Source organism: Rhizobium sp. CG5, from assembly GCF_023701945.1.
GTDB lineage: Bacteria > Pseudomonadota > Alphaproteobacteria > Rhizobiales > Rhizobiaceae > Allorhizobium.
Window position 1 is genome coordinate 92,225 of the sequence record NZ_JABAEF010000007.1, and the last position, 12,859, is coordinate 105,083.

The 12,859-nt window shown below is 61.6% G+C and carries 12 protein-coding genes; 9 read left to right on the forward strand and 3 right to left on the reverse strand.

The annotated features are described in order from the left end of the window. Positions 1 to 2: 2 nt before the first annotated feature. From HGO38_RS13340 to HGO38_RS13370, 7 genes are all read left to right on the forward strand, one after another. Positions 3 to 935: a PfkB family carbohydrate kinase gene (locus HGO38_RS13340; RefSeq protein ID WP_250956383.1), complete on the forward strand. Its 933-nt coding sequence runs from the start codon at positions 3 to 5 to the stop codon at positions 933 to 935. A 342-nt stretch (positions 936 to 1,277) separates the two neighbouring features. Beyond that, positions 1,278 to 2,423, forward strand: coding sequence for an ABC transporter ATP-binding protein (locus tag HGO38_RS13345; protein WP_250956384.1), 1,146 nt, complete (start codon positions 1,278 to 1,280; stop codon positions 2,421 to 2,423). An 89-nt stretch (positions 2,424 to 2,512) separates the two neighbouring features. Then, positions 2,513 to 3,589 carry a Gfo/Idh/MocA family protein gene (locus HGO38_RS13350; protein WP_250956385.1) on the forward strand — a complete coding sequence of 359 codons (1,077 nt, stop codon included), beginning with the start codon at positions 2,513 to 2,515 and terminating at the stop codon, positions 3,587 to 3,589. Continuing rightward, complete coding sequence (locus tag HGO38_RS13355) at positions 3,589 to 4,422, forward strand: sugar phosphate isomerase/epimerase family protein (RefSeq protein ID WP_250956386.1); 834 nt, start codon at positions 3,589 to 3,591, stop codon at positions 4,420 to 4,422. The genes HGO38_RS13350 and HGO38_RS13355 overlap by 1 nt, the downstream gene beginning before the upstream one ends. Then, entirely contained in the window at positions 4,419 to 5,228 is an 810-nt protein-coding gene (locus HGO38_RS13360; protein ID WP_250956387.1) for an alpha/beta fold hydrolase, read from the forward strand. The genes HGO38_RS13355 and HGO38_RS13360 overlap by 4 nt, the downstream gene beginning before the upstream one ends. Before the next feature lie 3 nt (positions 5,229 to 5,231). After that, positions 5,232 to 5,933: a ribulose-phosphate 3-epimerase gene (locus tag HGO38_RS13365; protein WP_250956388.1), complete on the forward strand. Its 702-nt coding sequence runs from the start codon at positions 5,232 to 5,234 to the stop codon at positions 5,931 to 5,933. Between the two features lie 15 nt (positions 5,934 to 5,948). After that, positions 5,949 to 6,929 (forward strand): ROK family protein, encoded by a 981-nt coding sequence (locus HGO38_RS13370; protein WP_250956389.1) that lies wholly within the window; start codon positions 5,949 to 5,951, stop codon positions 6,927 to 6,929. 70 nt (positions 6,930 to 6,999) lie between these two features. Here HGO38_RS13370 and HGO38_RS13375 read toward each other — a convergent pair whose 3' ends face one another. Together HGO38_RS13375 and HGO38_RS13380 are read right to left on the reverse strand one after the other, a co-directional pair. After that, positions 7,000 to 7,785: a COG3904 family protein gene (locus tag HGO38_RS13375; RefSeq protein ID WP_250956390.1), complete on the reverse strand. Its 786-nt coding sequence runs from the start codon at positions 7,783 to 7,785 to the stop codon at positions 7,000 to 7,002. Then, a complete protein-coding gene (locus tag HGO38_RS13380; RefSeq protein ID WP_250956391.1) occupies positions 7,782 to 9,101 on the reverse strand; it encodes a hypothetical protein in 1,320 nt (439 codons plus the stop codon). Before HGO38_RS13380 ends, HGO38_RS13375 begins: the two co-directional genes overlap by 4 nt. A 56-nt stretch (positions 9,102 to 9,157) precedes the next feature. Here HGO38_RS13380 and HGO38_RS13385 point away from each other — a divergent pair, with 56 nt between their 5' ends. Beyond that, positions 9,158 to 9,310 (forward strand): hypothetical protein, encoded by a 153-nt coding sequence (locus HGO38_RS13385; protein WP_250956392.1) that lies wholly within the window; start codon positions 9,158 to 9,160, stop codon positions 9,308 to 9,310. Here HGO38_RS13385 and HGO38_RS13390 read toward each other — a convergent pair. Beyond that, positions 9,295 to 10,308 (reverse strand): helix-turn-helix transcriptional regulator, encoded by a 1,014-nt coding sequence (locus HGO38_RS13390; RefSeq protein WP_250956393.1) that lies wholly within the window; start codon positions 10,306 to 10,308, stop codon positions 9,295 to 9,297. The two genes, HGO38_RS13385 and HGO38_RS13390, sit on opposite strands and share 16 nt — an antisense overlap. 548 nt (positions 10,309 to 10,856) lie before the next feature. Between HGO38_RS13390 and HGO38_RS13395 the strand changes: the two genes are divergently transcribed. Next, positions 10,857 to 12,776, forward strand: a complete 1,920-nt coding sequence (locus tag HGO38_RS13395; RefSeq protein WP_250956394.1) for a methyl-accepting chemotaxis protein — start codon at positions 10,857 to 10,859, stop codon at positions 12,774 to 12,776. Positions 12,777 to 12,859: the final 83 nt, after the last annotated feature.

The window sequence follows — 12,859 nt, forward strand, 5'->3', positions numbered from 1 at the left end:
CGATGTCGCGACCTTTCCATGTTCTGGGTTTCGGGGCACTTGCCATCGACGACATAATCTATGTCGATCGGCCGCTGTCATCGGGCAAGGGAAAGGTCACCAGGCGCGCCATGGACCATGGCGGCAACGTGGCCACCGCCCTGGTGGCCATAGCCCGCCTCGGCGGTCGTGCCGCCTTTATCGGCTGGTTGAATGACCAGCCGTCAGACGATGTCGGCGGGCTGCAACTCGAGCGCGACGGGGTGGACACATCCCTTGCGCCGCGGGCCGCCGGCTCCCTGCCGATCCGATCGGTGATCACCGTCGATCCGGCCGGCGACCGCTTCATTGCCTATGACGACGACGTGTTGCACGGCACCTCGCTTGACCTGTCGGATGATGTGCTGGCGCAGGCGCCGGTCCTGCTGATCGACGGCTATTCGACCCATTCGGAAGCCGTGGTTGCGCGGGCGCGGGCCCTGGGCCTGTCTGTCGTCGCGGATATCGAATGGACCGTCGGTCCCGCCACCGACAGGATCATGGCGCTCACCGATAACCTCGTGCTGCCGCTGGCTTTCGGTCGATCCTATGCCGGGCAGACCGCGCCCGAGGCGGTGCTTGATGCGCTGTGGTCGCAAGACCGATCCGCGGTCGTGCTCACCGACGGCGAAAACGGTTGTTATGTCCGGCAGAGGAACGACGCTACGCGGTGGCATTTTCCTGCGTATGCCGTAAAGGCGGTCGATACCACCGGTGCGGGCGACTGCTTTCACGGGGCCTATTGCCTGGCGCTGGCGCAGGGAAAGGCGCCGCTCGATTGCGTGGCCTATGCCACCGCCGCCGCGGCCATCGCTGTCACGGCGCGCGGCGGCCGCATGGGTCTTCCCGACGACAGCACGTGCCGCCAGCAGATGGCTGCGGAAGGCGCGCCCGTTCCCATCCCGCTCGCCGGGTGACGATGCAGGCCAAACGGTGTTTGAGCGGCGGCGATCCCGATCGGTCCGCCGCGAGTGGCGTTTCCGTCCTGCCGGGGGCTTTCACCTCAAGGTTTGTTTCGCTGCAGAGCGGACGCATAAAATTACGCGCGTCAAAAAATAAAATCTCATGCATACAGATAAATAAATCCAATAATATCTATCAATATCAATTGCTTAATTTTCTAAGGGGCGATCCTATCTTCAATGTAGGACGTTTTTTGTATTGACTTTGTGTCGCACTCCTGACCCTTTTATCGAGGGAACCGGGAGCGGTGAAGAGGGTCGCTCATCGGCATGTCGGGATGACAGGAGGAGAGTGTCGTGGCCGTGGTTGTTCTGGATAAGATCTGCAAGACCTATGGAAACAACTACCATGCGATCAAGGAGTTGAGCCTGACGATCAACGACGGTGAATTCCTGATCCTGGTTGGACCGTCCGGTTGTGGAAAATCGACCGCGCTGCGCATGATTGCCGGCCTGGAGGAGATTACCAGCGGCACATTGAGCATTGGTGGACAGGATGTCGTCGATCTCCCGCCCAAGGACCGGGATATCGCCATGGTGTTCCAGAACTACGCGCTCTATCCGCACATGACCGTGTTCGACAATATTGCGTTTTCGATGAAGCTCGCGCGCAAGACCAAGGCCGAGCGCACCAAGCGCGTCCATGAAATCGCCAAGATCCTGCAGCTGGAATCGCTGCTCGGCAACAAGCCTGCCCAGTTGTCCGGCGGCCAGCGCCAGCGCGTCGCCATGGGGCGGGCGATGGTCCGCGAACCGGCGGCCTTCCTGATGGACGAGCCGCTGTCGAACCTCGACGCGAAGCTGCGCGTGCAGATGCGGGCGGAAATTGCCAGCCTGCAGCGCCAGCTCGGGGTCACGACGATCTATGTCACCCATGACCAGACCGAAGCGCTGACGATGGGCGACCGCGTGGCGGTGCTGAAGGGCGGCGTGCTGCAGCAGGTCGACACCCCGAAGGCGCTCTACAACCGTCCGGTCAACGCCTTCGTCGCCGGCTTCATCGGCTCCCCATCGATGAACCTCTTCGAGGGACGCCTGGAGAATGGCAGCATCCGCCTGCCGACCTTCTCGATTCCCCTGCCGGCCGGTGCTTTCGAGCGGGCGCCCGGTCTTTCGGATTTCGAGGGAAAGCCGGTGGTTTTCGGCATCCGCCCGGAAGCGCTGTATGACAGCCGCCTGCCGTCCGGCGCCGCCTTCCCAACGATCCCGGCCGTCGTCAAGACCATCGAGGAACTCGGTTCCGAACTGATCGTGCATTTGAATGTCGAAGCGGTTCGTGTCGATTCCGGTGACCCGGATGCCGTCGAAGACCTGCGGGGGGCTGCCAACGCGGTTGCGAAATTCGAGGCGACCAGCACGGTGGCGATCGGACAGACGATCGATGTCGCCCTCGATCCGGCAAAACTGCACTTCTTCAATCCCCAGACGCACATGGCGCTGTGATGGCCTTGCCCGGCGGCAGGCGACTGCTCCGGGACCGCTATCCGTAACCGCAGCGTTACACTGAAACCACGAGACTTCGAGAGTTACCCATGCCAGCAAAGCAAGAAAAACGCCTTCGTGTCGGCGTATTGGGAGCGGGACAGATCGCCCAGGCGGCCCATTTCGAAAGCTGCACCAAGGCGGCCAATGCCGATCTCTACGGGATCTGCGACGTCGCCGATGATCTGCGCGAGCGCATGGCGATCACCCATGGCGCGAGCAAGACCTACAACGACTATGACAGGATGCTGGCCGATCCCGATATCGATGCGGTCATCATCGCGACCGCCGATGCCTTCCACGTTCCTGCCTCGCTGCGGGCGCTCGAAGCCGGCAAACATGTGCTGTGCGAAAAGCCGGTCGGTCTGACGGTCGAGGAATGCCGCGACCTGAAAGCCGCCGTCGACAAGTCGGGAAGAGTGTTCCAGGTCGGACATATGAAGCGCTTCGATGCCGGCTTCCAGGCGGCAAAAACCTTCATCCACGACGAGATGGGCGCGCTGATTGCGCTGAAGGCCTGGTATTGCGACAGCACCCATCGGTATCCGATGACCGATGCGGTCCAGCCGCTGATCGTTGCAAGCGCCAATGCCCGCAAGCCCTCGACCAATCCCAAGGCCGATCTGCGGCGCTATTACATGCTGGCGCATGGCTGCCACCTGATCGATACGGCGCGCTATTTCGCGGGCGATATCGTGTCGGTGGAAGCCCGCCTGTCGGAGCGCGCCGGCATCTGGTGCTGGTTCGTCGATGTCGAATTTGCCTCCGGCACGCTCGGCCATCTCGACCTCACCGTACAGGTGCGCATGGACTGGCACGAAGGCTTCCAGATCTACGGCGAGAACGGCAGCATTCTCGGCAAGACCTTCAACCCCTGGTACTACAAGTCGAGCGAGGTCGATATCTTTCGCGAAGCCGATGGGGCTACCCATCGGGTGCTCGGGGCCGATGGGCATTTCTATCGCCGCCAGTTGGAAGGCTTTGCCCGCACCATCCTGGACGGCACGCCTATGGAAGGCGCCGATATCGATGACGGTCTTGCCTCCGTCCAGGCGATGGTGGCGATCGCCCGATCCGTGGAAAGCGGCAAGTCTGTGGCGCTGGCCGATACGACGGGTGGCGTGTGATGAAGCTCGGCATCTTCGCCAAGACCTTCGAGGGCACTCATCCGGATACGGTGCTGAGATCCGTTGCCGATGCGGGCTTTGCCTGCGCGCAATATAATATGGCCTGTTCCGGGCTTGCCTCCATGCCGGACGTCATCAGCGAAGAGCAGGCGCGGTCGGTGGCGGCGGCCGCGACGGCCAGCGGCGTCGAGATTGTCGCCGTGTCCGGCACCTACAACATGATCCATCCCGATCTGGCCCAGCGCGAGGCGGGGCACGTCAGGCTGGCGGCTCTGGCCGAGCGTTGCGCCATTATGTCGACCGGCCTCATCACGCTCTGCACGGGAACGCGCGATCCGCTGGATCAATGGAAGGAACATCCCGACAACAATTCGCCGGAGGCCTGGCGCGATCTGCTGGACGCCATGGGCACCGCGGTCGAGATTGCCGAACGCTTCGACGTCGATCTCGGGATCGAACCAGAACTGGCCAATGTCGTCAATTCGGCGGCCAAGGCCCGACGCCTGATCGACGAATTGAAGAGCTCCCGTATCAAGATCGTTTTCGACCCGGCCAATCTCTTCGAGGTGGAGACGCTGGAGGAACAGCGGACCATCGTGGCTTCGGCGATCGACATGCTGGGCGACCGCATTGTCATGGCCCATGCCAAGGACAGAACGCAGGACGGACGCTTCGCGACGGCAGGCAAGGGCGTTCTCGACTATCCGTTTTACCTGCGCAAACTGAGCGAAATCGGTTTTGACGGCAGCCTGATCACCCATGGCCTTGCCGCTCAGGAAGCCCAAGGCGTCGCGGAATTCCTGAAGGCTGGGCTTGCCGGAGCAAGGCGATGAACGGGAGCCGGCTGTTCGAGACCAGCGACGGAACGCGGCTCAACGTCGACAGCGACGGTGAGGGCGCACCCGTCTTTTTCCAGCACGGCCTATGCGGCGATGCCGGCCAGACGCGAGAGGTCTTTCCCGTCGAGGCGGGGTTTTGCCGCATCACGGTGGAAGCGCGTGGCCATGGCGGTTCGCAGCCAGGCCCCTTCAAGCGCCTGTCGATCGCGACATTTGCCGATGACATTGCCGCCTATATCGAAACGTCCCTGACGGCACCGGTTGTCATAGGCGGCATTTCCATGGGGGCGGCCATCGCGCTGCGCCTGGCCGTCAAGCGACCGGATCTCGTCAAGGCACTGATCCTGGCAAGACCCGCCTGGCTGACCACGGCAGCGCCGGACAATATGGCGCCCAATGCCGAGGTCGGCCGGCTTCTGCAGACCCTGCCGCCCGACGAGGCGAAGGCCGCCTTTCTGGCCGGGCCAATCGGCCAGCGCCTTGCCGCCCAGGCGCCCGACAATCTGGCCTCGCTGACGGGTTTCTTCGCGCGGCAGCCGATCGCAGTGACGGCAGCCTTGCTGACCGCGATTTCCAGTGATGGACCTGGGGTCACCGATGAAGAGGTTTCGCGCATTGTCGTGCCGACCCTGGTGATCGGCCACGACCAAGACGTCATTCATCCCATCGCCTATGCGCACGAACTGGCCGAGCGGATTCCCGCCGCCCGTTTTGTCCAGATCACGCCAAAGACGGACAGCCGCACGCACTATGTCGCCGACTTCCGGCATGCCATGAGCACATTTCTGAAGGAGCTTTAAATCATGACCGCCCCCTCCAAGACCTGGATCGCCGACCTTCCCAAGGATCGCCTGATTGCGGAATTCTCCGTCTGGTCGGCCGACCTGGTGCGCCTGGCCGACGATCTGGCCCGCGTCGATCCCTATGTCGACGTCTTGCATATCGATGTCGCCGATGGCCACTTTGCGCCGGCCATGCTGTTCTTTCCCGATCTCGTTGCCGGTGTCCGAAAGATCTCGGCGCGCCCCATCCATGTCCACCTGATGGTGGCCGACAGCATTCTCCTGTCGCAGATCGAGCAATTCGCCGATGCCGGCAGTGACTTGATCAGCATCCATGTCGAGAACGACGCGGTCGCAGAGGCTGCTCTCGATCTGATCGAGCGTCGCCGCATCGCCGCCGGCATGGTTTTGCGGGTGGAAACGCCAGTCGAAACCATCCGCAAATACGCAACGCGGCTCGATTTCGTGACGCTGCTGGGGACGGCAATCGGTGTCAAAGGGCAGGGGCTAAACGAAAAGGCTGGCGAGCGTCTGCAACAGGCGAAAAAGATCATTGCCGATTGCGGCGCCGCCCATCGCATCGTGCTGGCTGCCGACGGCGGCATCCGCGAACATACCGTGCCGCTGCTTCGCCAGTCCGGCGCGCAAACCGTCGTGCTGGGTTCGCTGGCCTTCAACGCGCCGTCGCTTGCTGAGCGCATGGCGTGGCTGCGCGCACTCTAACCGGCAGGTCGCGGGATGCAGCAGGTCGCCATCGGCATTGATCTGGGAGGGACGCAGGTTCGTGCGGCCCTGGTCGGCGAGCAGGGCATCATCTTTGCCCAGGCCGAGGACCGGACCGATGCGGCGGCTGGCCCAGAGCGCGTTCTGCGGCAAATTCTCGATCTCACCGAACAGGTCCTGGCGGCAGGGCAACCCTTGTCGGTGGTGGGCGTCGGGGTGTCGACGCCCGGTCCTGTCGATACGATCGCCGGAGTGGCCAGCGATGTGCCGACGCTGGCCGGCTTTGCTGGCTTTCCGCTGAAGGCGGAATTGCAGAAGCGCTTCGCCTATCCCGTCAGCCTGGAAAATGACGGTATTGCCGCGGCCATCGGCGAATGGCAGTTCGGAGCCGGCAAAGGGCACGGCAACCTGATCTATGTGACCGTCAGCACCGGCATCGGTGGCGGCATCATCAGCGACGGTCGGGTCGTGCGCGGCCGCAAGGGCATGGCAGGCCATATCGGCCACATGTCCGTCATGCCGAATGGCGACCTCTGCCCCTGCGGCAACCGGGGATGCTTCGAGGCCTACGGATCGGGAACCGCCTTTGCGCTGCGGGCGCGCCGGCGGGCACTGGACTGCACGGAAACTACGCTTGGAAAGAAGGGCGGAGAGATCCACAGTCGCGACGTCTTTGCTGCCGCCAGGCATGGCGATGGGCTCGCCAATACACTGATTGACGAGGAGGCTGAAATCCTCGGCCGTGGTTTCACCAGCCTCATCCATATCTTCAGCCCGGATATTGTCGTGATGGGCGGCGGGATTTCCCATGAGTTCGACCGATTGCAGCCCGGCATCCAGGACTATATCGCCCGATGGGCCATGCCGGCTTTCAACGACGTGCCCGTCGTCCGGGCCGCACTCGGTCAGAATTCGGGCCTCGTGGGTGCGGCAGCCCTGGCATTCCTTGCCGAACGGGCCCCAGAGGAACAGCCGGGAATCTTCACGACCTTCTGATGTCTGAAATGGTGGGCGACCATGCGCGGCTTGTCGCACATTGCGTGCCTGGGCTGGCCTGTCGGCTCGCCTATTCCTGAACCTGGGCGCTTGCAGCCGGCATGGTGGTCAGCTTGAAATCGGCCATTTCCTTCGGCGTGAGGTAGTAAAGCCGGTCGGGTGGCGTTTCGAGCGCATGGATCCACAGGCCGGCACCGATCCCCATGCCATCGAGATGCCGCGCGACCCGTGCCGTAACGGTTTGCGCGCCGGCCATCGCCTCGGCGGCCGAAGGGTTCTCCGCGCCACCGCTGAAGACCTGGTGCACGCCGACCACCGCGTCCTTTTCCACCGAGCGCCGGGTGCCGCCCGCCAGCACGATTGGACAGGAGGATGCGCAGAGCGCTTTTGTCGTGACCAAGGTATCTAGTTTCTTGTCGCGGATCAGCTTGGAAATCGCGATCGCGTCGTCCACGGATCCGCCAGGCGAATCCAGCGATACGGTCTTCACATATTCGCCCCGCGCCTCGATCTCGTCCGCGAACCGCACGGCGGCGCCCGGATCGATCGTGCCTGTCGCCAGAAGCACGCCGCTCGGCATCAGGTTAAAGCGTATGGGCTGGCGCAGCACGTCCGGCGTGCTGGCCGGGGTCACCGGTGGTGCTTCCGGCACACCTTCGGTCAGCGCCGGCGGCAAGATGACCGGATCCGTCTTGAGCGGATCGTAAGCGGGCAAAGCGGCGTTCACGGCATTGATTTCGCGCAGATCAACCACCAGGAAGACTGCTGCCGCGCCAAGCAGGATATAGAAGGCGAGCCGCATCAGCATGCCGTCGTCGAGCCGGCCCAGTGCCTTGAGAGGCTGGTCGATCCTCATGCGGGAGGCACCTTGCGGGGCGTCTTGCGGTCGAGGCTGGTAATGTTGTCCGGTCCATGCAGATCGGTGTCCTCGTCGGCACGAGCGACGTTCGCCTCGATGATCGCCTCGACGGTTCCAGCGTCGGCGGCCTCTGCGCTAATGGCGCGCTGCACGGCAAGCGCCTCCATCAGTTCGGCAACGGTGATACGCTCGGCAAACGGCATGCTCTCTTCCTGCTTGCGGATTGCGCCATGCACGACCGCGAGGATGAACACCAGCACGCCCGGCAGGAGGTCGATCGAGATCGCGCCCGCCCAGGCCGGTATGAAATCGCTTGCATAGCGCAGCACCGCCTCGGCCGACGACAGCGGCACGAAACGCCGCTCCGCCACCGGTGCCCGTGATAGGATCTCGTCGGCCGCCTCGCTCAGCACCCTGGATTGCGCCGCCACCGAGGTGCGGATGGTTTCCATGACCCTGTCCTGGCGGTTGACGAGATCGGCCTCTGCCCCATCGGGAATGGGCGCGATGAACCCGAGCGACAGATCGTCGGCGGCCCGCCGGATCGAAGGGGCGATCGAGGTCTGGCCAAGCGAGGCAATCACGCCCGTCAGCGCCACCACTTCGGACGAGAATCTGTCGGCACGCGGCGCGATCGGACCTGACGAAGAGACGAGCGTCCGCATGGTTTCGAGCCGTTTTTGACCGTCGAGAAACAGCGTGGTGACCTGCTCGCGCGAAGCGTTGATGCCGTTCTGCAGCTCGGCAAGCTGCGATGACATCTGCGTGAGCAGGGACACGACGCTGCCGGAGCCGGTGGTCCCGGTCAGCGCGCCGGACTGGCGTTCGGAGGCGGCCAGCTGTGAAAAGCGTTCGGACGCGCGCTGGATGTCCGGCAGCAGGCTCTGGGCGGCCAGCGCGTTCTGGTGCGCCTGATCGAGGTCGGCGGTATAATCCTCCACCGTTTCGGCGAGGTGCTGCTCGAGCGCTGCTGAGCCTGCCAGCGCCGCCGCATTCAGCCAGCTCGACATCGCCAGGATCATCACGCAGCCGGCCGCCATCACGCCGAGCATGGCCGCGCGTCCGGTGCGCCCGGTCACATGCGGGTAGAACCGCGCCATGTAGGACCAGAAGGCATAGATGGCGACCGAGACCGAGGCGGAATAGATGATCGCCGCGAAGAACACCGCGGTCGGCGAGCCGTCGAGGATGCTGCGCACGCCGAGATAGGTATAAACGCCCGAGGCAAGAGCAAGGACGGCGAGGGCGAAACGGGTCATGGTTTCGACGGCCGCGACACCGTCATGCAAGCGATGCGAAGCGCCGAGCGCCATAGGCTGTTCTCCGTAAAGGAATGTATTCCTTAAAAGAGAATGAAGAAGCCGGCGAAATGAAGGCCGTCTGTACAGACGATCGCAAGTCGTCGGCCGACGGCACTGACCAGATCTCCATCCGTTGCGACGGCGTCACCCCGACGACGGCGATGTTCAGCGTTGGCGGCACTCTCGGCGACGGCAACGGCGCAGCTCATTCGGGTCTCTGAGCGTCCCCTTCGGAAAACACCCGCCGTCGGGTATCGGTCGGTAACTCATTGAACTCCCGGCGGTAGATCGATGCAAAATAGCCCAGTTGGCTGAAGCCCCATCGATTGGCGATCTGCGCAATCGTTGTCTTGGAGTGCGAGTTCTGCAAGTCGCTCCGCACGCGCAGAAGTCTCTGTCGCAAAACGAAACGAGCCGGACTCGTCCCGACTTCTTTTTGAAACATATGTTGGAGCAGGCTTATGCTGGCGCCGGCGGCGCGGGCAATGTCTGCGACACCAATTGGCTGCTGAAGGCTTGCATCGATGAACTCAAGGGCCCTGACCAGAGCAGGATGAGATGTCGAAACCGCCATCTGGCGGTCCGTTTTCGATTTCGGCCACGCCGACAGGCAATGGTAAGTCAGTGATTGCAAGGCCAACTCTACGAACAGGTCGCCATTCTCTTCGCAATTCATCGCGTAATTGTGGAAGGAATGTACAGCTCTCCTCAGATGAATGAGGGGCTGGTTATTGCAGATCGATACGACCGGTATGAAGTCCAGTGTCTGATGGAGGGCCTCCGGATGGAGCATCCGATCGGCATTCTCCAGGTAGTCTCGGTTGAAATTCACGCAGAGAGAGGAAAAGCCGGGATCGCCAATATTCTGGTCGAACTGACTGAATCTCATGCAGATGGCGGCATCAATGCCGACTTCCAACGTCCGCCTTCCGGACTTCACGGTGAAGCCTGACCTCAGCGGAAAATAGAATGCCACCGAATCCGGTGCATGGAGCAGTTTCGTGCGATGGCCGATCGGGGACTCGTCCACCCAGATATCTATATTGTTACTATGAAACCCGGTGACTTTGAAGCGCACATCGCGTCGATCCCGGGTGAATAGATTGATTCCGATTTTGGCGTCGCCAAAGAAACTGCCGCTCTGAAAGTCATGACCGGATACCGAATGACAAAACCTCAAAGCGCCGTCACTTTCCGCCTTGTTGTTCTTTTTGCTCATTGCAACCCTGAACTAGTTTTTGAACTCCGACGGGCGAAGTTGGTTCGCATCGGCAAGTGGTAAACCAATTCACGAGAACATGATGTCACAAACCAGCATTTTAATATCATAATTTAGCTAATTTTGACATTGAGTTGAACACTTTACGTTGCGTTAATCATCGCCGGGCGATCGTTGTTTGCACCCGATGAGCAAGTGCTCAATATGAACGAAAATCTATTGCCGACTTTAGACGTTGCATCGCGCAACTTTCGGTAGGCGGAGCGTGTTTCGTTATCTTGAACGCATGCTTGGAGATGACAGCGAAATTACCTTCGCAAGTCTGAATTGACATGACGTCACCCGTAGCCCGACTGCCTCACCGGAGGCGGCGGCAGTGAAAGACGGCATGACAATTGCCGACTTTCACGTGTCCGGCGGCGCGGCCTTTTCCAAACCTTCATAATCCACCGTCCCATTTCCCATGGGGCGAGGGCCAAATTGGTAGACAACAATCAGATAGGCAAGGCTGACAGAGACGCGGCGCCTCAAATATAAGGCAAATAAATATGCGGATTTCCATAGCAAGAATGCAGATCATTCTGTTCGGCAGCATTGTGTCTGTTGCCCTGTTACAGGGGCTTTATTCTGTAAGTTCCTTGCGGACGATCGGGCACCAGACGACAGAAATCGTCGATAGCCGTGTGCCGCTGTTTGTCACCTTGGGTCAGTTGAATGCCGACGCCAGCGATGTACGTATCGCGCAAAATGCCTATGTGAACGGCGCGCCCGAGCAAAGGCCGCATTTCAAGGACGTTCTGGACGGCGTTCAATCCTCTCTTGCCAGCCGGATGGCTGCCTATGAGGCGCTGCTTGTCGACAAGGTCGACAAGGACATGTTCGTCGAATTCAAGGCCGAATGGAAAGCCGCACTTGATCAGTGGGAGCTGGTGAAGGCCGAGATTGACGCGGGTCGCCAAGACACGGCCAATGCCCTTTTCTTTGGAGCGGCCCTTTCGACGTATAACGAGGCAGGGGACACCCTGCAGGCGGCGGTTGACGACATTTCGGTGGATACCGCCGATGCCGGCCAGGCAAGCCTTGCCACAGTATCCGAGGTGACGACCTCGACGTACGCAGCCTTGATCTTGGCGCTGTTGGTTGGCTTCGGTGCCATCTTCCTGAGCTTCCTGCGCGTCGTTCGACCCATGACGAGAATGACCAATTGCATGCGCGATCTGGCAAACGGCAATCTGGACATTGGCGTGCCGGATCGGGGCAGAACCGACGAGATCGGCGACATGTCGGCAGCGGTCGAGGTGTTCCGTCAGGCGGCAATCGACAACAGGCGCATGGAAGTCGAGGCGGAAGAAAGCCGCAAGGCTGCGCAGATCACCCGCATCGCCGACCAGCAGCGCGCCGAGGCGGAAGCCGCCGAGCGTATGCGTGAGGCGACCTCCGGCCTTGCGGCGGGGCTCAAGCGTCTCGCCGCCGGCGATCTGTCCTTCCAGTTGACCGAGGCGTTTGCTGCGGATTTCGAAGGGCTGCGCCAGGACTTCAACACCTCGATCGTCCAGCTCTCCAGCACATTGGCAGCGGTTGCAGGCAGCGTCCAGAGTATTACGACCGGCAGTCAGGAAATCTCCAGCGGCGCCAATGACCTGTCCAAGCGGACGGAACAGCAGGCGGCGGCTTTGGAAGAGACGGCCGCCGCTCTTGATCAGATCACGGTCAATGTGGCGTCCTCGTCGAAGAGGTCGGAAGAAGCCCGCAAAGTGGCAGGCGAAGCCAATGCGGCGGCAACGAAATCCGGCCAGGTTGTCAGCCAGGCTGTGGAGGCCATGAGCCGGATCGAGCAGTCATCGAACCAGATCTCCAATATCATCGGCGTGATCGACGAAATCGCCTTCCAGACCAATCTGCTGGCTCTGAACGCAGGCGTCGAGGCGGCACGGGCCGGTGATGCCGGCAAGGGCTTTGCCGTCGTTGCACAGGAAGTCCGCGAATTGGCCCAGCGCTCGGCGCAGGCGGCCAAGGAGATCAAGAGCCTCATTCAGACGTCCTCGTCCGAAGTGGAGGGCGGCGTCAAGCTGGTCTCTGACACAGGTGTGGCGCTGAAACTGATCGGCGAGTTCATCGTCAGTATCAACGAGCACATGGGGGCCATTGCAACCTCGTCAAAGGAACAGTCTACCGGATTGGCCGAAGTGAACACGGCGGTCAACCAGATGGACCAGACCACCCAGCAGAACGCTGCCATGGTGGAGGAATCCTCGGCGGCGGCCAGCACTCTTGCCATGGAAGCCGACAAGCTTCGCGACATGATTGGTCAGTTCAATCTCGGCAATGCCGGCAATCCGTCTCACGCCCTGCGCCAGACTGCGGCACGCATGGCCCAGGCGCCGGTGTCCGAGAGATCCTTTTCGGCGGGGCCCGCCAGGAAGGTCGCCTCAGCAGGCGGGTCGAAGGACGGCTGGTCCGAATTCTAACGGGATCATTCTTGAGATATCCGTCCGCCCGAGGCAATTGCCTTGGGTGGACCTGCGTGTCAGGTGATCTGTGGCTCGGTTGT

Bases quoted from the DNA above. Each gene is read 5' to 3' on its own strand.
- HGO38_RS13390 (WP_250956393.1), bottom strand. From the start codon at position 10,308: ATGAGCAAAAAGAACAACAAGGCGGAAAGTGACGGCGCTTTGAGGTTT.
- HGO38_RS13360 (WP_250956387.1), top strand. From the start codon at position 4,419: ATGAACGGGAGCCGGCTGTTCGAGACCAGCGACGGAACGCGGCTCAAC.
- HGO38_RS13380 (WP_250956391.1), bottom strand. From the start codon at position 9,101: ATGGCGCTCGGCGCTTCGCATCGCTTGCATGACGGTGTCGCGGCCGTC.
- HGO38_RS13365 (WP_250956388.1), top strand. From the start codon at position 5,232: ATGACCGCCCCCTCCAAGACCTGGATCGCCGACCTTCCCAAGGATCGC.
- HGO38_RS13355 (WP_250956386.1), top strand. From the start codon at position 3,589: ATGAAGCTCGGCATCTTCGCCAAGACCTTCGAGGGCACTCATCCGGAT.
- HGO38_RS13370 (WP_250956389.1), top strand. From the start codon at position 5,949: ATGCAGCAGGTCGCCATCGGCATTGATCTGGGAGGGACGCAGGTTCGT.
- HGO38_RS13395 (WP_250956394.1), top strand. From the start codon at position 10,857: ATGCGGATTTCCATAGCAAGAATGCAGATCATTCTGTTCGGCAGCATT.
- HGO38_RS13385 (WP_250956392.1), top strand. From the start codon at position 9,158: ATGAAGGCCGTCTGTACAGACGATCGCAAGTCGTCGGCCGACGGCACT.
- HGO38_RS13375 (WP_250956390.1), bottom strand. From the start codon at position 7,785: ATGAGGATCGACCAGCCTCTCAAGGCACTGGGCCGGCTCGACGACGGC.
- HGO38_RS13340 (WP_250956383.1), top strand. From the start codon at position 3: ATGTCGCGACCTTTCCATGTTCTGGGTTTCGGGGCACTTGCCATCGAC.
- HGO38_RS13350 (WP_250956385.1), top strand. From the start codon at position 2,513: ATGCCAGCAAAGCAAGAAAAACGCCTTCGTGTCGGCGTATTGGGAGCG.